17 protein-coding genes are annotated in these 18581 nt (G+C 61.5%); 9 read left to right on the top strand and 8 right to left on the bottom strand.

The annotated features are described in order from the left end of the window. Position 1 precedes the first annotated feature (1 nt). From ftsA to CTR2_RS23925, 5 genes are all read left to right on the top strand, one after another. The gene (gene ftsA / locus CTR2_RS23945; RefSeq protein ID WP_003051293.1) at positions 2–1231 is read left to right on the top strand and encodes a cell division protein FtsA; all 1230 of its coding nucleotides are present in this window, start codon (positions 2–4) and stop codon (positions 1229–1231) included. 146 nt (positions 1232–1377) lie between these two features. Beyond that, positions 1378–2571: a cell division protein FtsZ gene (ftsZ, locus tag CTR2_RS23940; RefSeq protein ID WP_003051295.1), complete on the top strand. Its 1194-nt coding sequence runs from the start codon at positions 1378–1380 to the stop codon at positions 2569–2571. A gap of 253 nt (positions 2572–2824) precedes the next feature. Next, on the top strand, positions 2825–3748 hold the full coding sequence (gene lpxC / locus CTR2_RS23935; protein WP_003068962.1) for a UDP-3-O-acyl-N-acetylglucosamine deacetylase: 924 nt from the start codon (positions 2825–2827) through the stop codon (positions 3746–3748). 11 nt (positions 3749–3759) lie between these two features. Beyond that, on the top strand, positions 3760–3936 hold the full coding sequence (locus CTR2_RS23930) for a hypothetical protein (RefSeq protein ID WP_176391581.1): 177 nt from the start codon (positions 3760–3762) through the stop codon (positions 3934–3936). A gap of 202 nt (positions 3937–4138) precedes the next feature. After that, positions 4139–4567, top strand: a complete 429-nt coding sequence (locus CTR2_RS23925; protein ID WP_087080436.1) for an RcnB family protein — start codon at positions 4139–4141, stop codon at positions 4565–4567. Positions 4568–4680: 113 nt separating this feature from the next. Here CTR2_RS23925 and ruvC read toward each other — a convergent pair whose 3' ends face one another. The 6 genes from ruvC to CTR2_RS23895 all read right to left on the bottom strand — a co-directional run bounded on the left by ruvC (position 4681) and on the right by CTR2_RS23895 (position 10854). Next, on the bottom strand, positions 4681–5229 hold the full coding sequence (ruvC, locus tag CTR2_RS23920; protein ID WP_003068955.1) for a crossover junction endodeoxyribonuclease RuvC: 549 nt from the start codon (positions 5227–5229) through the stop codon (positions 4681–4683). 123 nt (positions 5230–5352) lie between these two features. Beyond that, positions 5353–6081 (bottom strand): monofunctional biosynthetic peptidoglycan transglycosylase, encoded by a 729-nt coding sequence (gene mtgA / locus CTR2_RS23915; protein WP_087080438.1) that lies wholly within the window; start codon positions 6079–6081, stop codon positions 5353–5355. Positions 6082–6095: 14 nt separating this feature from the next. Continuing rightward, positions 6096–6962: a shikimate dehydrogenase gene (aroE, locus tag CTR2_RS23910; protein ID WP_087080440.1), complete on the bottom strand. Its 867-nt coding sequence runs from the start codon at positions 6960–6962 to the stop codon at positions 6096–6098. 180 nt (positions 6963–7142) lie between these two features. After that, positions 7143–8003, bottom strand: coding sequence for an energy transducer TonB (locus CTR2_RS23905; protein ID WP_087080442.1), 861 nt, complete (start codon positions 8001–8003; stop codon positions 7143–7145). 29 nt (positions 8004–8032) lie between these two features. After that, entirely contained in the window at positions 8033–10102 is a 2070-nt protein-coding gene (locus CTR2_RS23900) for a ribonuclease catalytic domain-containing protein (RefSeq protein WP_087080444.1), read from the bottom strand. A 167-nt stretch (positions 10103–10269) separates the two neighbouring features. Then, positions 10270–10854, bottom strand: a complete 585-nt coding sequence (locus CTR2_RS23895) for a YqiA/YcfP family alpha/beta fold hydrolase (RefSeq protein WP_003068947.1) — start codon at positions 10852–10854, stop codon at positions 10270–10272. Positions 10855–11031: 177 nt separating this feature from the next. On the opposite strand from CTR2_RS23895, the gene rodA reads away from it, so the two are divergent. The 3 genes from rodA to CTR2_RS23880 all read left to right on the top strand — a co-directional run bounded on the left by rodA (position 11032) and on the right by CTR2_RS23880 (position 15794). Continuing rightward, positions 11032–12213, top strand: a complete 1182-nt coding sequence (gene rodA / locus CTR2_RS23890) for a rod shape-determining protein RodA (RefSeq protein ID WP_003068946.1) — start codon at positions 11032–11034, stop codon at positions 12211–12213. Positions 12214–12597: 384 nt separating this feature from the next. Next, complete coding sequence (gene tldD, locus CTR2_RS23885) at positions 12598–14058, top strand: metalloprotease TldD (protein ID WP_003051333.1); 1461 nt, start codon at positions 12598–12600, stop codon at positions 14056–14058. A gap of 575 nt (positions 14059–14633) precedes the next feature. Beyond that, the gene (locus CTR2_RS23880; protein WP_087080446.1) at positions 14634–15794 is read left to right on the top strand and encodes a 3-deoxy-7-phosphoheptulonate synthase; all 1161 of its coding nucleotides are present in this window, start codon (positions 14634–14636) and stop codon (positions 15792–15794) included. A 94-nt stretch (positions 15795–15888) separates the two neighbouring features. Here the strand turns inward: CTR2_RS23880 and CTR2_RS23875 are convergent, their stop codons facing one another. Continuing rightward, positions 15889–16260, bottom strand: coding sequence for a YqcC family protein (locus CTR2_RS23875; RefSeq protein WP_087080448.1), 372 nt, complete (start codon positions 16258–16260; stop codon positions 15889–15891). Positions 16261–16654: 394 nt separating this feature from the next. On the opposite strand from CTR2_RS23875, the gene CTR2_RS23870 reads away from it, so the two are divergent. After that, positions 16655–16972: a hypothetical protein gene (locus tag CTR2_RS23870; RefSeq protein WP_012839818.1), complete on the top strand. Its 318-nt coding sequence runs from the start codon at positions 16655–16657 to the stop codon at positions 16970–16972. Between the two features lie 164 nt (positions 16973–17136). On the opposite strand, the gene mpl is transcribed toward CTR2_RS23870, so the two are convergent. Beyond that, positions 17137–18555 carry a UDP-N-acetylmuramate:L-alanyl-gamma-D-glutamyl-meso-diaminopimelate ligase gene (gene mpl / locus CTR2_RS23865; RefSeq protein ID WP_087080450.1) on the bottom strand — a complete coding sequence of 473 codons (1419 nt, stop codon included), beginning with the start codon at positions 18553–18555 and terminating at the stop codon, positions 17137–17139. Positions 18556–18581: the final 26 nt, after the last annotated feature.

Genomic DNA, 18581 nt, shown 5'->3' with positions numbered 1-18581 from the left:
TATGGCAAGAGAATACAAGGATGTGATTGTTGGGCTGGATATCGGCACGGCCAAGGTCATGGCGGTGGTGGCCGAGGTCATGTCCAATGGCGAGCTCAAGCTGGCAGGCCTGGGCGTAGCCCCCAGCAACGGCTTGAAGCGCGGCGTGGTCGTGAACATCGACGCGACCGTGCAGAGCATCCAGCAGGCGCTCAAAGAGGCCGAGCTGATGGCGGATTGCAAGATCCAGCGAGTGTGCACCGGCATTACGGGCAGCCATATCCGCGGTCTGAATTCCAGCGGCATGGTGGCCATCAAGGACAAGGAAGTCTCGTCCACCGATATGGCCCGCGTGATGGAAACCGCCAAGGCCATCAATATCTCGTCCGACCAGCGCCTGCTGCTGGTTGAGGCGCAGGAGTTCGTCATCGACGGCCACGAGGTGCGCGAGCCCATCGGCATGAGCGGCATTCGCCTTGAAGCCAAGATCCATATCGTGACCGGCGCCCAGAGCGCGGCCGAGAACATCATCAAATGCGTACGCCGCTGCGGCCTGGAAGTCGAGCAGTTGCTGCTCAACCCGCTGGCATCGGCCCAGGCCGTGCTGACCGACGACGAGCGCGAGCTGGGCGTGGCCGTGGTGGATATCGGCGCGGGCGCGACCGATGTGGCCATCTTCACCGGCGGTGCGATTCGCCACACGGCCGTGATCCCGATTGCCGGCGACCTGATCACCAGCGACATTGCCATGGCCTTGCGTACCCCCACCAAGGATGCCGAGGACATCAAGGTCGAGAGCGGCTATGCCAAGCAGTTGCTGGCCGATCCCGATGCCCAGGTTGAAGTGCCGGGCCTGGGCGACCGCAGCCCGCGCATGATCAGCAAGCAGGCGCTGGCTGGTGTGATCGAGCCCCGCGTGGAAGAGATCTTCTCGCTGGTGCAGCAGGTCATCCGCGAATCGGGCTACGAAGAAGTGCTGTCCTCGGGCATCGTGCTCACGGGCGGTAGCGCCGTCATGCCCGGGATGATCGAGCTGGGCGAAGACATCTTCCTCAAGCCCGTGCGTCGCGGGCTTCCCAAATATTCCGGTGCGCTGGCCGACATGGTCGCCCAGCCCCGTGCCGCCACGGTGATGGGCCTGCTCGATGAAGCACGCCTGGCACGTCTGCGTGGCTACAAGGTGGCCCAGAAGAGCGGTTCCATGAAGACCGCCTTTGGCCGGTTCAAAGACTTCATCGTGGGGAACTTCTGATATGAGCACTTATCGCATGTTCATCACCGGGCCACCACAGATGGATTTTTCGCGGTATCGACGACGAAGACCGCGAAGACCTCAAGAGTTCGAAATTTCTTTTCCACAGCAGCGACAAACCACCACTAGAGAACAGGAGCACCACCATGCCTATCGACATGATTGAAACCGAAGAATTCAACCAAGGCACGCAGATCAAGGTGATCGGCGTCGGCGGCGGCGGCGGCAACGCCGTCGACCACATGATTGAACGCAGCGTTCAGGGCGTCGAATTCATTACGGCCAATACCGATGCTCAAGCTCTGTTGCGCAGCCGCGCTCACCGCACCATCCATCTGGGTGGCAGCGGCCTGGGTGCTGGCAGCAAGCCCGACAAGGGCCGCGATGCTGCGGAAGCTGCTGTGGAAGATATTCGCGCTGCCATCGAAGGCGCGCACATGCTCTTCATTACGGCAGGCATGGGTGGTGGTACGGGTACCGGTGCATCGCCTGTGATCGCACGAGTGGCCAAGGAAATGGGCATTCTGACGGTGGGTGTGGTGACCAAGCCTTTCGAGTGGGAAGGCGGCCGCCGCATGCAGAACGCTGACGCCGGCCTGGCCGAGCTGGAGGCGAATGTGGACTCGCTGATCGTTGTGCTCAACGAAAAGCTGCTCGATGTGCTGGGCGACGATATCTCCCAGGACGAGGCTTTTGCCCATGCCAATGACGTTCTGAAGAACGCCGTGGGCGGCATTGCCGAAATCATCAACGAGTACGGCCATGTGAACGTCGACTTTGAAGACGTGCGCACCGTGATGGGCGAGCCCGGCAAGGCCATGATGGGCACGGCCAAGGCCGCCGGTCCCGATCGTGCCCGTATCGCTGCCGAGCAGGCCGTGGCCTGCCCGCTGCTGGAAGGCATCGATCTGTCCGGCGCCAAGGGCGTGCTGGTGCTGGTGACTGCCGCCAAGGGTAGCCTCAAGCTGTCCGAGTCGCGTCTGGCCATGTCCACCATCAATGCCTACGCGTCTCCCGATGCCCACGTGATCTATGGCGCAGCCTACGATGACTCGTTGGGCGACGAGATCCGCGTGACCGTGGTGGCCACCGGCCTGTCGCGTCCCAATGTGCGTCGCCAGAACATCCAGGTGGTGCAGGGCGGTCTGCGTACCGGTACCGACAACGTGGCCGTGGGCCTGCCTCCCCTGGGCGGCATGGAATACGGCACGGCCAACACCAATGTGCCCAGCGTCTGGCGCACCAACCGTACCCAGGCTTCGGAGCGCGTGAGCGCGCTGGCGTCTGGCGGCATGGATGATGTGGAGATCCCGGCCTTTCTGCGCAAGCAGGCGGACTGACAGCCCGACACCCCCTGAGCGGCTGCACCGCTTCCCCCTCTCTCGCTTCGCAGGAGGGGGACGACGCCATCGCTGCGGGGGCGGCCCTTGCTCGGCATCTCTGAGTTGGTGCTCGCCAGTATTTGAGAGGTCAGCCGCAAAGGCCTTTGGTTCGTTAAGGACTGACGGCCCATCAGTTCGCTGTATCGCAGCGATTAAGACAACCCTGGGTCGGCGTAAGCTGGCTCGGGGTTGTCCCATTTAAAATACCAGCATGCTTCAGCAACGTACCATCAAGACCATTTCCCGTGCCGTAGGCGTGGGCCTGCACAGCGGCCAGCGTGTCGAGTTGACGCTGCGCCCTGCCCAGCCTGATACCGGCATCGTGTTCCGTCGCGTGGACTTGCCTGAGCCTGTGGATATCCCTATTTCCGCCGAGGCCGTGACCGATACGCGCATGGCCTCGACCATCGGCAGCGGCGGTGCCAAGGTGCATACGGTAGAGCACCTGATGTCGGCCATCGCCGGTCTGGGAATCGACAACCTCTACGTGGACATCACGGCCGAAGAGGTGCCGATTCTCGATGGTTCCTCGTCCTCGTTCGTGTTTCTGCTGCAAAGCGCCGGAATCGAGTTGCAGAAGGCTCCCAAACGCTTCATCCGCATCAAGAGCCCGATCGAGGTGCGCGAAGGCGAAGGACAGAATCTCAAGTGGGCGCGCTTCGATCCCTACCACGGCTTCAAGCTGCGCTTCGAGATCGACTTCGCTCACCCTGCCGTGGACTCCACGGGGCAGTGCGTGGAGTTCGACATGGGTCTGGACAACTACACACGCGACATCGCCCGCGCCCGCACCTTCGGCTTCACCAAGGATGTGGAAATGCTGCGCAACAACGGCCTGGCACTGGGCGGGGGGCTGGACAACGCCATCGTCATGGACGACTACAAGGTCCTGAACAGCGACGGCCTGCGCTATGACGACGAGTTTGCCAAGCACAAGATCCTTGACGCGATCGGCGATCTGTATCTGATCGGCAAGCCCATTCTCGGTGCCTACAGCGCCTTTCGCTCGGGTCACGGCCTCAACAACAAGCTGCTGCGCGCAATGATAGAGCAGCCTGAGACCTGGGAGCTAGTGACCTTCGAGAGCGAGCGCCAGGCCCCTCAGGGCTTTGCCATGCCCGCCCAGGCCTGGTGAGCGAGACCTCCATGCTGATCTTTCGCTGGCTGGCCACCTTGCTGATTCTGGCTTCGGCATTGAGCTTTACCTTCTATCTGGGAACCGGCAAGGCGCACTACAAGCGCCTGGGTTTCTTGCTGTTCAAGTGGACGGTGATCGCCGGTCTGGCCTTTTTTGCCGTGATGTTTGTCGGGCGCATCATCTGAGAACTGATGAGTATTGATAGCGGCTTGCCAAATCCGGCTCGGCGTTTCATAGGTTTCTGTTCTGTAAACAGCACGCAAAAAGTGGTAAATCGGCAGTTGTTCACTTCTTGCGGCGCCGAAATTGGGTAAAGATGGATCTGCTGCGGCCGCCATGACCGGCCGCACACCTTGTTGACCGAAACAATTCGACAAAGGAGTCTCCATGTCCCGTTTGACTACCCGCATTCTTTCTGCCTCGGTTGCCGCCTGCCTGGGTCTGGGCAGTCTGGCCGCCCAGGCGCAGCCCGGCCCGCCGCCCGGTCGCGGCAATGGACATGGAGCGCAGGACATGCGCCATGGCGGTCGCCATGATGATCGTGGCCGGCATGAGCAGCGCTATGACAGGCGCGACGACCGACGTGCCGATCATCACGACAATGGTCGCCGTGGCGGCGGTCCCGACCACAACTGGTACAAGGGCAGTCGCGTGCCGCCGCAATACCGCAGCCAACACTATGTGGTGAATGACTGGCGCGGCCACCGCCTGTCGGCCCCGCCGCGCGGCTATCACTGGATTCAGAACGGCGGCGACTATCTGCTGGTCGCCATTGCCTCCGGTGTGATTGCCTCCATGGTGCTGGGCAATTACTAAGCCGTGACACCCCCCTGAAAAGCCGTGGCGTGCCGCAGCTTTTTTGTATCTGGGAAGTCCCGCAAGCAGTCCAGCTCAGGGGTGCCAGGCAGTGGCATAGGCGCCCCAGGAACTCAATAAACCCGTCCGCCACGGTACATGGCATGTTGCTTGCGGCGCAGATCGGTGGACTTGGCCATCAGTCCCATGGCGGCCGCCGCATGGGCATGGGTGATGGCCAGTCCCAGCGCATCGGCGGCATCGGTGCCGGGCAGGCCGGGCAGTTGCAGCAGCCGTTTGACCATTTCCTGGATCTGGCTCTTGGCTGCGCGACCGTGGCCGACCACGGCTTTTTTCATCTGCAGGGCGGTGTATTCGGAAACCGCAAGATTGGCGTTGACCAGGGCCGTCAGCGCCGCACCACGGGCCTGGCCCAGCAGTAGCGTGGACTGGGGGTTGACGTTGACGAAGACGATTTCCACGGCAGCCACTTCGGGCTGGTAGCGTGAGGCGACTTCGGAGATGCCGTCGAACAGCACCTTGAGACGACCCGGCAGGTCGCCGAGCTCCATCTTGTTGGTGCGTATGGTGCCGCTGGCCACATAGGACAGGCGCTGGCCTTCCATGTCGATGACGCCAAAGCCCGTGGTCTGCAGGCCAGGGTCGATTCCTAGAATTCGCATGGCTGTCGATTATCCTCGTACAAAACCTTCACGCTCCATGCGGGTGACAGCAAGCAAGAGCCGCCTCGCGGCGATGCTGCCTTCCGCTCGGGGGAAGGTGCGGGGCCGCCCAGGCGAAGCGCCTCAAGGGTGTGTCACCATCGGTATATAGCGCGCAATCGTGCGGCTGCGCTGCGCCAGATAGCGCGATTGCGGCATTTTCTCGAAGCGCTTGGGTGCCGGAAGCATGGCGGCAAGTCGTGCTGCCTCTGCCGCATTGAGCTGGGCGGCACTCTTGTGGAAGTAATGCCGGGCGGCTGCCTCGGCGCCGAACACGCCCTGGCCCCATTCCACGTTGTTGAGGTAGATCTCCAGAATGCGCTGCTTGCTCAGCATCAGCTCCAGCAATTGCGCCAGCACCAGCTCCTGGCCCTTGCGCAGAAAATTGCGTTCACCCGACAGCAGCAGGTTCTTGGCCAGTTGCTGGGTGATGGTGGAGCCGCCATAGACCTTGGCGGGCTTGGTGTTGCTTCCGGCTTTGTCTGCCTGCGTGGCCCTGGCCTCGGCTTTTGCGTTGCGCTGCCAGGCCTTCTGAACGGCATCCCATTCCACGCCGTGGTGGTCCATGAAGCCGGCATCTTCGGAGGCAATCACCGCGCGCTTGAGGTTGCTGGAGATCTGGCTGTAGTCTACCCATTGCTGGCGCCAGCGCAGGCCTTCGCTGCTGTGGGCAAGCTGCCAGGCTTCGGAGCGCTGATAGCTGGTGGACTCCGGATCCAGCCATGCCATGACTGCGATGCGTACTACAAAAAACAATTGCAGCAGCAGGGTGGCGCAAAGCACCAGCAACAGCAGTCGGCCAAGAGCTTTCATGGTGGGGCGAGGTTTTAGTGAGCGGCTTCGGCGTGCAGCAGAGCACGCAGCTCGGCCAAGACTTGTGCCGAGGGCGGACGCACGCCGCGCCATAGCGCAAAGGACTCGGCGGCCTGCTCCACCAGCATGCCCAGGCCATCACGCGCCAGCGCGCCGTGGCTGCTGGCCCAACTCAGAAAATTCTGAGCGGCGGGGCCGTACATCATGTCGTAGGCCAGACTGCGTGCGTGCAGCACGCTGGCGGGCGCGGGCACATCAGCCCCAGCCAAACTGCTGGCTGTGGCATTGATGATGATGTCGAAATTTTGGGTCAAATCGGTCTCAAGCACCTGTCTTTCAAGTGCTACCAGCTCTACTTTATGTAGTGTGGCAATGGCCGCATGCTGCTGGATCAGCGTTTGGGCCCTGGCATGAGTGCGGTTGACCACGACTAGGCGGCGGGGCTTTTGTTCCAGCAAAGAGCCCAGGGCTCCAGCGGCGGCGCCGCCCGCGCCAAGCAGCAGCACATCACGCCCGGCGATGGGTACACCGGCATTGCGGGTGATGTCGGCCACGATGCCCAGGCCATCGGTGTTGTCGGCATGAATGCCGTTGGCGCCGAATACCAGCGTATTGGCAGCACCAGCCAGCCGCACGCGCTCGCTGGTGCTGGTGGCCAGCTCGGCCGCCTGCAGCTTGAAGGGAACGGTCACATTGCAACCCTTGCCGCCGCGCGCGGCAAAGTCGCGCACAAAGTCGGCAAAGCCATCCAGCGGCACCAGGGCGCGGTCATAGCTGACGGGCTGGCCGGTCAGCTCGGCAAAGCGGGCATGGATCCAGGGGGAGCGGCTGTGGGCAACGGGGTTGCCCATGACGCAGTAGGCATCAAGCGTATTTGTCATAAAAAGGCTGAAGGAAATCGCTGAGCAGAGTTGAGGACGCGTCGGGCAGTGGCCTGCGAAACCGGCCAAGCCTGAGCCAAGGCCGCCGCGCAAGGGCCGTCCTGCCGCGCTGGCTGCGTTCCCCGCCCGCAAGCGAAGCGATGCGAGAGCGGGGGAAGACGCCGAAGGCGGTACAGGGGGTCACCTTATGTCTGTTTCCAGTGTCTGCTCGCGTGTGAACCTGAAGCGCGAGACGACGGCGATCTGATCGGCCTTGGTGCGCATGGCCGGGCCGAAGTGGCCGTAAGGGGCTGCGGCGCGGGCAATGGCCTCGGCGCGGGTATCGAGCATGCGGTTACCCGAGCCCTGCACAACCTCGGTGGAAAGCACGCGGCCGTCATGGTTCACGGTCAGGATCATGACCAGCTCGCCATACAGCTTCTTGCCCTTGTTCTCGGGGAAGTTTTCTGTGCCCTTGTCTTCCACCTTGCGGCGCAGCGCATCGTAGTAGACGGCATACACGGCTTCCTTGGTGGCGGGACTGATATAGCGCTTCTTGGGGCGGGCGTTCTCTTCGTTGATGCGCTTTTCAATCTCGGCCAGCAGCTTGATGAGCTGCAAGCGCTTTTCTTCCTGGGCTTCCAGGGCCTTGTTGTCGGCGCTCAGCCGCGGGTCTATGGGGGGCAGCGCGGCCACTTGCTGGCGCAGCTGGGTCAGCAACTGGTTCTGCTGCTCCTGCATGGCATCGAGCTGGCGCTGTTTTTCCTCGAAATCGTCGCCGACCGTCGTCAGGGCCGAGTAGGGCATGGGGCTGGTGGCCCGGCCCTGGTCTGCATCGCCGCCGCCAGCCAGCGATGTCTGGGCGATGGCCTGCGCCTTGTCCGGCACCTCGTTGGCGCGGGCGTTGACCAGGATCACTTCCAGCGGCGTGTCCTGAAACACGCGCTCAAAGCGTTCCGGGTCCACGAAGCGGACGGTCAGCAACACGGCATGGACGGCGATGGACACGCCCAGCGCCAGCTGCAGCGTACTCAGTCGTCGAAGAGAGGTGGGCAGTTTCACGGCAGCGTCAGGGCGATGAGGTGTGGAGGTCAGGACTTTGGCTGGTCTGCAGCAGGATCGGCGTCGTTCATGTCCACCGCAATGGAGATGGGACCGGCCACGGCGTCGTCATCGTCCTCGCCGCTGTCCTCACCTTCGCTTTCGGCCTCGGCTCCTGCATCCAGGCGTTCGATCAGCGTGCCCGAGATGTCCAGCGAGATCTCGTCGATCTCGCCGAGCTTGACGCGCACATGGGCGCCGCGCGGCAGGTTCTGCGCACCCAGTACGGGCAGCACCAGAGGCAGATTGTCGGCGCGCACCAGGAAGGAACCGTTGGGGCCTTCCTTGAACACGCTGGCCGTCAGTTCGCTGATGCCGTTCTGCTCCAGATACTTGAGCGTCCAGAAACGCTCCATGCCGGCCTGATAACCGTTGTAGGCGCTGTAGGCGCCGTCAAAGCTGCTGATGATGCCGAACAGCTCGGCGTCCTTGGGCTTGAAGGGCGCGGCCAGGGCAGCCGTCTTGCCATGACGGGCGCAGGCAATGATCTGCCACTGATTGACAAGGTCCACATAGCGGCGCAGCGGGGATGTTGCCCAGGAGTAGGCTTTCACGCCGATGCCGGCATGGGGCAAGGCCTTGGTGCTCATGCGTACCTTGACGCCAGGTGCCAGGCTGGCCTGGCTGCGGTAGATGCCGGGCACACCGTGCTCGGCCAGCATCAGTCCCCAGGTGCTGTTGGCCACGATGGCGGCCTCGGCCACGATCAGGTCCAGCGGCGCGCCGCGCTTGCGCACGGTGATCTGTACCTGCTCGCTGCCATTGGGCTCGGCGCCGTCATTGCCGACGAGACGGAAGTTGTAGTCCGGACGGTTGAAGTTCTCGGGCTTGCCGCGCACCACTTCGCGATTGGCCTTGAGGAACTTGGACCAGCGCTGCAAAAAGGTGAGCTCCTTGCGCTTGCCCAGCAAGGAATCAGGCGTGTTTTCAACCTGAATTGAGGAGTCGGTCAGCCATTCCTCGGTGACGATGTGATCGAGCTTGTCGTAGCGGAAGTTGACTTCCACGGGCACGCGCTCGAGTCGGGTTTCGCTGGAGATAGTCTCCAGCGTCTCCTCGTTGATCTGCACATACAACGAAACCGCAGGGTTGGAGCGGCCCTCGTCCAGCGTGTAGATATGCACCACGTCGTCGGGCAGCATGGTGATCTTGTAGCCGGGCATGTAGACGGTGGACAGGCGGGCACGGCCCAGCTTGTCCAGCTCGCCGCCGGGCGTGATGGCCAGACCGGGGGCGGCAATGTGAATGCCCACGGTGACGGTGCCCGTGCCCAGGCCCGTGACGGACAGCGCATCGTCGATTTCGGTGGTGGCCGAGTCGTCGATGGAGAAGGCCTGTACATCGGCCACGGGCAGGTCGGCCGGTGGCTGGGGAGCCTGCACGGAGGGGAAGCCTGTGCCCTTGGGGAAGTTGTCGAACAGGAAGCGCTTCCAGTGGAACTGGTAGGACGAGTCGATGGCGCCTGCGCGGTGCAGCAGCTCCAGCGGGGCCAGCTTGGTGGCGCGGCTGGCATCGACCACGGCCTTGTATTCGGGAGCGTTCTTGTCGGGCTTGAACAGAATCTTGTAGAGCTGTTCGCGGATCGCCTGCGGGCACTCGCCGCGGCCCAATTCCTCGGCCCAGGCGTCGATCTGTGCCTGAATCTGCTTTTTCTTCTCGATGGCGGCAAGGGCTTGCTGCAGGATTTCTGCAGGAGCCTTCTTGAAACGGCCCTTGCCCGCACGGCGGAAATAGTGCGGTGCGTCGTACAGGCAGAACAGCGCACCGGCCTGCTGGGCCAGCGTCGCGGATTCGGAAAAATAGTCACGCGCCAGGTCGGCAAAGCCGAACTCTTCCTCGGGCGCAAATTCCCAGGCCAGATCCAGATCGATCTCGGCGGCCTGGGCCTGGCCCTGAGCGACCAACTCGGCAGGAGCCGGCTTCTCGAACTTGAGCAGGATATTGGCGGCCTTGACCTTGACCCGCTTGCCCGAGTCCAGCTCGACTTGGGCTGAGGATTCGGCTTCGGAGAGGATGCGCCCGGCCAGAAATTTGCCGGCTTCTTCAAACAGTGCGTGCATAACCGCGCATTTTCCCACGAGCCGAACATTCGGTGCTCAGAAGTGATTCAGTTCATGCTTGAGATCGGTCAATATCAGACGCGGCCCCCGCGGTCAGGGGCGTGAACAGGGGGCTCGCTGCAGCAATACAGCCGTTCCCTGGGGGGCGCATGGAGTCGCCCAGGGGATCAGGCCAAGGCCAGAAATTCGTCGATCCGGTCCAGATACTCGGCAAAGTTGCTCAGGGCGTGGTCGCCGCCCTCTTGCACCAATTGAAGGGCGTGAGGGTAGCGCTCGCTCATCTCGTTCCAGTCGAGCACCTCGTCGCCCTGGGCGATCAACACCATCTCGGGGGCTGCTGGCGTCATGGTGCGGGTGTCGAGCTGGCGCAATTCCTCAATGTATTCGGGGCGAAAGAAGAAGGTTTCCTCGGGGTCATGCCAGCTGGACTGCTCGCCGATGTATTTTTCCAGGTCGCGGGCCGGGTTGACGGCGGGGTTGATCATCACGCTCTTGCAGCGCGCCAACTGGGCCACCCAGCTGGCGTAATAGCCGCCCAGCGACGAGCCCATGACGGCCATGTTCTGGCGTGGCCAGTTGGCTATGCCCTCTGCGATCACGGCCGCCGCTTCGCGCGGCGAGGGCGGCAGCTGAGGGCACCACCAGCGTACCTTGGAATGCCTGGCGCCCACATAGTCCGCCATGATGCGTGCCTTGTTGGACTGAGGGGAGGAGCGAAAGCCATGCAGATACAGCAGGTGGGTGGTCGTCATAGCGGCAATCTCCTCTGGTAAAAAACACTTCAGTCTCGGTCATTGTGGACTGTCTGCCCCAAGACTATCAGGGGAGAACGCCTATGGCGGGGGAATGAGCGTGGGTCGACTTGAGTCGTCAGCAAAGCTCAACCCTGCAAGCTGCACGGCAGTCGGCTCCCACGATAATTGCGGCCCATGTCCGCCATCGAATTCGATAAGCCCTCGCTGCTGCAACGCATTGTTCCGCTGTTTCGCGGCTTTGATTTCCTGCTGCTTCTCTTTATCGCCATGTTGGCGGGTGCGGGGCTGCTGGCCATGTACTCGGCGGGCTTCGATCACGGCACGCGCTTTGTGGACCACGGACGCAATATGCTGATTGCGGCGGGTCTGCTGTTCGTGCTGGCCCAGATATCCCCTCAGCAATTGATGAAGGTGGCCGTGCCGCTCTACACCCTGGGTGTGGTGTTGCTGGTGGCGGTGGCGCTGTTCGGCATCACCAAGAAGGGGGCCACGCGCTGGGTGAATGTGGGAGTGGTGATTCAGCCCTCCGAGCTTTTGAAGATCGCCACGCCGCTGATGCTGGCCTGGTGGTTCCAGCGCCGCGAGGGCAATCTGCGCGCATCGGACTTTGTCATCGCCTTTGTGCTGCTGATGGTGCCCGTGGGCCTGATCATGAAGCAGCCCGATCTGGGCACCTCGCTGCTGGTGATGGCTGCCGGTCTGTCCGTGATCTTTTTTGCCGGCCTGCCCTGGAAACTCATCGTGCCGCCCGTGCTGCTGGCCCTGGTCGGCATTTTCCTCATCGTCTGGTTTGAGCCCCAGCTCTGTGCCGATGGCGTGAGCTGGTATTTTTTGCATGACTATCAGCGTACTCGCGTCTGTACCTTGCTGGACCCCACGCGCGACCCTCTGGGCAAGGGCTTCCACATCATTCAGGGCATGATCGCCATCGGTTCGGGCGGTGTCTGGGGCAAGGGTTTTATGGCTGGCACGCAGACCCACCTGGAATTCATTCCCGAGCGCACCACCGACTTCATCTTTGCCGCCTATTCCGAGGAATTCGGTCTCATAGGCAATCTCTTCATCATCGTCGGCTTTTTGCTGCTGGTCTGGCGCGGGCTGGCCATTTCCATGAATGCCAACTCGCTGTTTGGCCGACTGATGGCAGCTGCCGTGGCCATGATCTTCTTCACCTATGCGTTCGTGAACATGGGCATGGTCAGCGGCATTTTGCCGGTGGTGGGCGTGCCTTTGCCTTTCATCAGCTATGGCGGCACGGCCATGGTCACGCTGGGCCTGGCGCTGGGCGTGCTGATGTCGGTGTCGCGGGCGCAGCGGCAGCTACCCGGCGGTGATGGGCATATTCCCCATGCGTGAAGACCCGTGACCGGGTTGAGGTGCTCTTGAAAAGTGAGCTTCCTGTCAATACCCTTCAAGCGCTGAGTGAAGGTTTGGTGTGAAATTGAGCGCCAGGGCAGCGCGCTTAGATCGTTGAAAAATGTCAGTAGTTCCGTCCAAGGTCTTGCTTCGACTGTAAACAGCGTTTACAAACGGTTCTGGGGGGTCAGAAGACCGATCAAGCGGGAGCGGCAAAGACCCAGGTGGGGTTCTGCAATGCAAAGCGGGCAGTGCGGAACCCGGCAAGTGCGAAGCTAAGTGAATGGAGCGGAATGTTGTTCAGCCTGGTGGGGCAGCATTCCGCTCTTTTTTATGCGCAGCCCGAGACAAGTCAGGGCTTGCAGCTATCTCTACAATGCTCTCATGATTTCCCGCGAACCCACCATCGAACGCTTGGCCACGGCCCGTCAGTTGCTGCTTGAGCCCTTCGGCCTGGACGAAACCCATCTTGCGCGTGCGCTTGCCGAAATTCGCTCGCACCAGGTGGATGACGCCGATCTCTACTTCCAGTACACCCGCGCGGAAGGCTGGAGTCTGGAAGAAGGCATCGTCAAGACCGGCTCCTTCTCCATCGATCAGGGAGTAGGCGTTCGGGCGGTCAGCGGCGAGAAGACGGCTTTTGCCTATTCCGACGACATTTCCGAAGCCTCGCTGCTGGATGCCGCACGTACCGTGCGCTCCATCTCCAGCGCAACCCAGACGCGCCGCGTCAAGGCGGGTGCGCAGAAGATTGCGCAAAGCCGCTCTCTGTACCCTGAACTGGATCCCATCAGCACGCTGGACAGCACGGCCAAGGTCGAGCTGCTGGGCAAGGTGGAAAAGTTGGCCCGCGCCAAGGATCCGCGCGTGGTGCAGGTCATGGCCGGTCTTGCCAGTGAATACGATGTGGTGCTGGTGGCCCGTGCAGACGGCACGCTGGCCGCTGACGTGCGCCCACTGGTGCGCCTGTCGGTGACAGTGATCGCCGAGCAAAAGGGCCGCCGCGAGGTGGGTTCCTCCGGTGGTGGCGGTCGCTTCGGCCTGGCCTATTTCAGCGACGAGCAGATCAGCCAGTATGTGGACGAGGCCGTGCATGCGGCCCTGGTCAACCTCGAATCGCGTCCCGCACCGGCAGGCGTGATGACGGTGGTGCTGGGCTCGGGCTGGCCCGGCGTGCTGTTCCACGAGGCCGTGGGCCACGGCCTGGAAGGCGACTTCAACCGCAAGGGCTCCAGCGCCTTCAGCGGTCGCATCGGTCAGCGCGTGGCCGCCAAGGGCGTGACCGTGCTGGATGACGGCACGATTGCCGATCGCCGCGGCTCCTTGAACGTGGACGACGAAGGCCATGTCAGCCAGAGCAATGTGCTGATCGAGGACGGCATTCTCAAAGGCTATATCCAGGACTCCATGAATGCGCGCCTGATGGGCGTCAAGCCCACGGGCAATGGCCGTCGCGAAAGCTATGCCCACATCCCCATGCCGCGCATGACCAACACCTATATGCTGGGTGGCGACAAGGATCCACAGGAGATCATTGGCTCCATCAAGAAGGGCTTGTACGCCACCAACTTCGGCGGCGGTCAGGTGGACATCACCAGCGGCAAGTTCGTGTTCTCTGCCAGCGAAGCCTACTGGGTGGAAAACGGCAAGATCCAGTACCCCGTCAAGGGTGCGACCATCATCGGCAGCGGCCCGGAGTCACTCAAGCACATCAGCATGATTGGCAACGACATGCGCCTGGACTCGGGTGTGGGCACCTGCGGCAAGGAAGGCCAGAGCGTGCCTGTGGGCGTGGGCCAGCCTACGCTGCGCATTGACGGCCTGACAGTCGGTGGCACGGCCTGATAGAGGTTTCATGACGGCTCTGCCCGTCGCGAGCACCAACCCCCGCTTTGCATGGCAGAGCGGGGGTTTTTCATTTCAGTGTGCTGCAGACCGTTCACGGCGAAAAAGCTTGTGGCAAATCGCTGTAGATCGCCTGGCAGCAGGGTTTTTTCATGGCGTTAAGGGGTCTTGTCCTGAATATTGCTGATTCGCTTAAAAATTGCACTGATTCTGGGTTAATGGAAGTTTTTATCAAAAAAATTCTGAAAAATTAGAAAAAACGCAAAAATACTGCGTATGAGTAAATTTTAAAAAATGCGCCATTTCAGAGGGAAAACCTGCTTTTGACAGAACAGCGGTGCGAGCTGCTGATGTTGCAATGCAAAAGAGCTGTGCTACATTGAAAGACATGCAAACGCAACGCGCCTATTTCTTTTACTTTTGGTTCTCGCCCCCGGCGGCTGAGAGGTAAACGCGCGCACCCTGCAAACACCTCCCAAAGAACCGCCGAAGCTGCAAAGCCCGGCGGTTTTTTTTCACCCCTACGTTTCAGCACCCCCGGTTTTCAACGATCAAACACCTCACGAAAGATTGCCATGACTGCTCTGAACACTTCCTCCACCGATTCCTGGTATCGCGCAGGCTCTCCCAAGACAGGCCAGACCGACGACGCACGTATCAAGGAAATCACAGTGTTACCCCCTCCAGAGCACCTCATTCGCTTCTTCCCCATTCGCGGCACTGCCGTGGAAACGCTGATCAGCGACACCCGCCGCAGCATCCACAACATCATGCGTGCGCAGGATGACCGTCTGCTGGTCATCGTCGGCCCTTGCTCCATTCACGATCCGGCTGCTGCCCTGGACTACGCTCGCCGTCTGGCCGTGGTGCGCGAGCAGTACAAGGACACGCTGGAAGTGGTGATGCGCGTCTATTTCGAAAAACCCCGCACCACCGTGGGCTGGAAGGGGCTGATCAACGATCCCTACCTGGATCAGAGCTATCGCATCGACGAAGGCCTGCGCATCGCGCGCCAGCTGCTGATCGACATCAACCGCCTCGGTGTGCCTGCGGCCAGCGAGTTCCTGGACGTGATCTCGCCCCAGTACATCGGCGATCTGATCAGCTGGGGCGCCATCGGTGCCCGCACCACGGAAAGCCAGGTGCACCGTGAACTGGCTTCGGGAATCTCGGCGCCGATCGGCTTCAAGAACGGCACGGACGGCAATATCCGCATTGCCACCGACGCGATTCAGTCGGCCAGCCGCGGTCACCATTTCCTGTCGGTACACAAGAACGGCCAGGTCGCCATCGTGCATACGGGCGGCAATCAGGACTGTCACGTGATTCTGCGCGGTGGCAAGACGCCCAACTACGATGCCGAGCATGTGGCGGCTGCCTGCAGGGATCTGGAGACAGCTGGCCTCACGCCTTCGCTGATGGTGGACTGCAGCCACGCCAACAGCAACAAGCAGCATGAGCGCCAGAAGGATGTGGCCCGTGATATCGCGGCTCAGATCGCCGGTGGCTCCAGCAGCGTGTTCGGCGTGATGATCGAAGGCCATCTGATCGGCGGCGCGCAGAAGTTCACGCCCGGCAAGGACGAGGTCTGCGATCTGACCTATGGCCAGAGCATTACCGATGCCTGCCTGGGCTGGGATGATTCTCTGGAAACGTTGCAAGAGCTGTCGCAGGCCGTGAGCCAGCGCCGCGCTGCTGCGCTCGCCAGCAAGCAGGAAGCCGAAGTGCTCGCCTGATAGATAAGGCGGGCATGAACGAAACAGGCCACAAGGAGTATTTCCTGTGGCCTGTTTGTTTTTCCATACGGGAGTGGGTTGCCTGCCTGCTCGATCAGTGTTTGGTGTCCGGCGTTGATTCCGGTGTCATCTCGCATCCATTGAGGGTGGCATCGATGCGGTTGAGCAGGCGCAGCAGATGCTGCTTGTCAAAGTCGGTGCGCTGCTGCCACTCGTGGTCGGCCAGCGGATATACATGGCTTTGGTGGGGGAGGCTGCCCTTGGCATCGATCACGGCGCGCAGGCGCGGGATGAACACCCATTGCAGCCACTCGTGCAGCTTGAGCGTGTCGTACATGAAAGGCGTGGTGGATTCCAGTGCCTTGGGGTCTGGGGCTACGGCGGACCAGAGCTTCTGGACCTGCAGTTCGGTCTCCAGTTGTTGCAGATGCTCGCGTATTTCTTGGTGGATGTTTTCAGCGGTCATGGTGATGGTTCCTGAAGGCGTTGCAAGGCCTGCAAACTGGTATTCGTCAAAGATCTGTCCAGTATGTAAGTCCTCTCATCACATTTTCAAGGCAGGAGCCTGGATGGAGATAACTGGCTGGTTACAAGTCCGTAATGACACTTGAAAAAGACAGTTTTGCCCTTATATTGATGCCAAGTATGTAAGTGATGCTATCAAATTTAATGTTTTTGCATTGCTTTGCACACCATGTTCCCGTAACCGCTGTGATGCATGAGGCGCGCTTTCAGGTCTTGCAGTGGTTGCCGCAGCTGTTTGCAAGCCGTCAGCTTGCAGCGTCTTCAGCACCGCGGTCACTATTAAGCTGTGGCCACGATAACGAATGGTGCAAGAGTCACCAGGTCAGAGGAGATTTATGCGTAGTGAAGTAATCGTGGTTTTGGATGGCGACCGTGAATACCGGGTCGATACCCAGTCGCTGTCCCCTATCAGTTCGGACGAAGGTCGACGCTGGCTGGATCAGCAGTTTGTCTCGCTCGAGTGCGAGCCTTTGCGGGCCACCGGCAAGGTGTTGCTGGCTGACAAGCTGGTGGTGGTGGCGCGTGAGGCGCGCAATCGCCCCGAGCTGTTTGACAACGAAGACTGGCGCAACAGCTATGCCCTGGCAGCGCATGCTGTATTGTCCAAACCCTTGATCCGGGTGGATGTGCCGGCGATGTCAATCAGTTATTGACACCCCTGAGCCGCTTTGCGGCTTCCCCCTCTCTGCTTCGCGGAGGGGGCGACAGCCTCGCTGCGAGACGGCTCTTGCTTGCTGTCTCCGTGTCAAGGCATGCCAGTTTTGAAGGTTGCTGATGAAAATGCCCGCGTTTGGCGGGCATTTGCTTTTTTCAGGGCTTATTTCAGCGCTTCCAGTAGCTTGGCGTGGATGCCGCCGAAGCCGCCATTGCTCATGCAGACGATATGGTCACCGGGGCGGACGACGGCGCTGATCTGCGCTATCAGGGTCTCGATATCACCCGCTACCTGAGCGCGCTGGCCGGCGCCTACGCCCATGGATTCCAGTGCTTCGGCGGCATCCCAGTCGAGGCCTGCAGTGTGGCAGAAGACCAGATCGGCGCTTTCCAGCGACCAGGGCAACTGGCTCTTCATGGTGCCCAGCTTCATGGTGTTGCTGCGAGGCTCGAACACCGCCAGGATGCGGGCCTCTGCCCCGAGCTTGCGGCGCAGACCGTCCAGGGTGGTGCGGATGGCTGTGGGGTGGTGGGCGAAGTCGTCATAGACCTCGATGCCGTTGACCGTGCCGCGCAGCTCCATGCGACGCTTGACATTCTGAAAGCGCGACAGGGCTTCGCAAGCCACCTCGGCACTGACGCCCAGATGGTCGGCGGCAGCGATGGCGGCCAGTGCATTGAGCTGGTTGTGCACGCCGGTCAGGCTCCAGCGCAGTTGCGCCACTTTTTTGCCGCGGTGCAGCACGGCAAAGTCGCTGGGATCGCCATCGGCGCTGAAATCGCTGACAGCCGAGCCGAAGCTCCGTACTTCGCTCCAGCAGCCCTGGCCCAGCACGCGGGTCAGACTTTCTTCCAGGCCGTTGCTCACCACACGGCCGGTCGACGGCACGGTACGTATCAGGTGGTGGAACTGGCGCTCGATGGCAGCCAGATCGTCAAAGATGTCGGCGTGATCGAATTCCAGGTTGTTGAGCACCGCCGTGCGGGGGCGGTAGTGCACAAACTTGCTGCGCTTGTCGAAAAAGGCGGTGTCGTACTCATCGGCCTCGATCACAAACGCTGGTTCGTCACCGACGGGGCCAGGGCCCGCGACAGGACGCCTGGCCGCACCGAGGCGGGCGGAGACGCCAAAGTCCAGCGGTACGCCGCCGACCAGGAAACCGGGTTGCAGACCCGCACACTCAAGCACCCAGGTCAGCATGGATGTGGTGGTGGTCTTGCCATGGGTGCCGGCCACGGCCAGCACATGGCGACCGCGCAGCACATGCTCGGCCAGCCATTGCGGGCCGCTGGTATAGGCGGCGCCAGTGTCCAGAATCGCTTCCATCAGCGGGAATTTGGGCGATCCGTCGGGCAGGCGTTTGCGGCTGACCACGTTGCCGACCACATACATATCGGGCTTGAGCGCAATCTGGTCGGCGCCATAGCCCTCGATCAGCTCGATGCCCAGTTGGCGCAGCTGATCGCTCATCGGCGGGTAAACGCCGGAATCGCAGCCCGTCACTTTGTGACCGGCTTCTCGTGCCAAGGCGGCCAAGCCTCCCATGAAGGTGCCGCAAATGCCCAGGATATGTATGTGCATGGCCGGGGATTCTACGTTTGCCTGCA

Origin of the sequence: Comamonas thiooxydans (genome assembly GCF_002157685.2) — a bacterium.
GTDB classification, from domain to species: domain Bacteria; phylum Pseudomonadota; class Gammaproteobacteria; order Burkholderiales; family Burkholderiaceae_C; genus Comamonas; species Comamonas testosteroni_H.
This window is presented reverse-complemented; position numbering and strand designations above follow the sequence as displayed.

Bases quoted from the DNA above. Each gene is read 5' to 3' on its own strand.
- aroE (WP_087080440.1), bottom strand. From the start codon at position 6,962: ATGACAAATACGCTTGATGCCTACTGCGTCATGGGCAACCCCGTTGCC.
- CTR2_RS23925 (WP_087080436.1), top strand. From the start codon at position 4,139: ATGTCCCGTTTGACTACCCGCATTCTTTCTGCCTCGGTTGCCGCCTGC.
- rodA (WP_003068946.1), top strand. From the start codon at position 11,032: ATGTCCGCCATCGAATTCGATAAGCCCTCGCTGCTGCAACGCATTGTT.
- ftsZ (WP_003051295.1), top strand. From the start codon at position 1,378: ATGCCTATCGACATGATTGAAACCGAAGAATTCAACCAAGGCACGCAG.
- CTR2_RS23875 (WP_087080448.1), bottom strand. From the start codon at position 16,260: ATGACCGCTGAAAACATCCACCAAGAAATACGCGAGCATCTGCAACAA.
- mpl (WP_087080450.1), bottom strand. From the start codon at position 18,555: ATGCACATACATATCCTGGGCATTTGCGGCACCTTCATGGGAGGCTTG.
- lpxC (WP_003068962.1), top strand. From the start codon at position 2,825: ATGCTTCAGCAACGTACCATCAAGACCATTTCCCGTGCCGTAGGCGTG.
- CTR2_RS23900 (WP_087080444.1), bottom strand. From the start codon at position 10,102: ATGCACGCACTGTTTGAAGAAGCCGGCAAATTTCTGGCCGGGCGCATC.
- mtgA (WP_087080438.1), bottom strand. From the start codon at position 6,081: ATGAAAGCTCTTGGCCGACTGCTGTTGCTGGTGCTTTGCGCCACCCTG.
- CTR2_RS23895 (WP_003068947.1), bottom strand. From the start codon at position 10,854: ATGACGACCACCCACCTGCTGTATCTGCATGGCTTTCGCTCCTCCCCT.
- tldD (WP_003051333.1), top strand. From the start codon at position 12,598: ATGATTTCCCGCGAACCCACCATCGAACGCTTGGCCACGGCCCGTCAG.
- CTR2_RS23870 (WP_012839818.1), top strand. From the start codon at position 16,655: ATGCGTAGTGAAGTAATCGTGGTTTTGGATGGCGACCGTGAATACCGG.
- CTR2_RS23930 (WP_176391581.1), top strand. From the start codon at position 3,760: ATGCTGATCTTTCGCTGGCTGGCCACCTTGCTGATTCTGGCTTCGGCA.
- ftsA (WP_003051293.1), top strand. From the start codon at position 2: ATGGCAAGAGAATACAAGGATGTGATTGTTGGGCTGGATATCGGCACG.
- CTR2_RS23880 (WP_087080446.1), top strand. From the start codon at position 14,634: ATGACTGCTCTGAACACTTCCTCCACCGATTCCTGGTATCGCGCAGGC.
- ruvC (WP_003068955.1), bottom strand. From the start codon at position 5,229: ATGCGAATTCTAGGAATCGACCCTGGCCTGCAGACCACGGGCTTTGGC.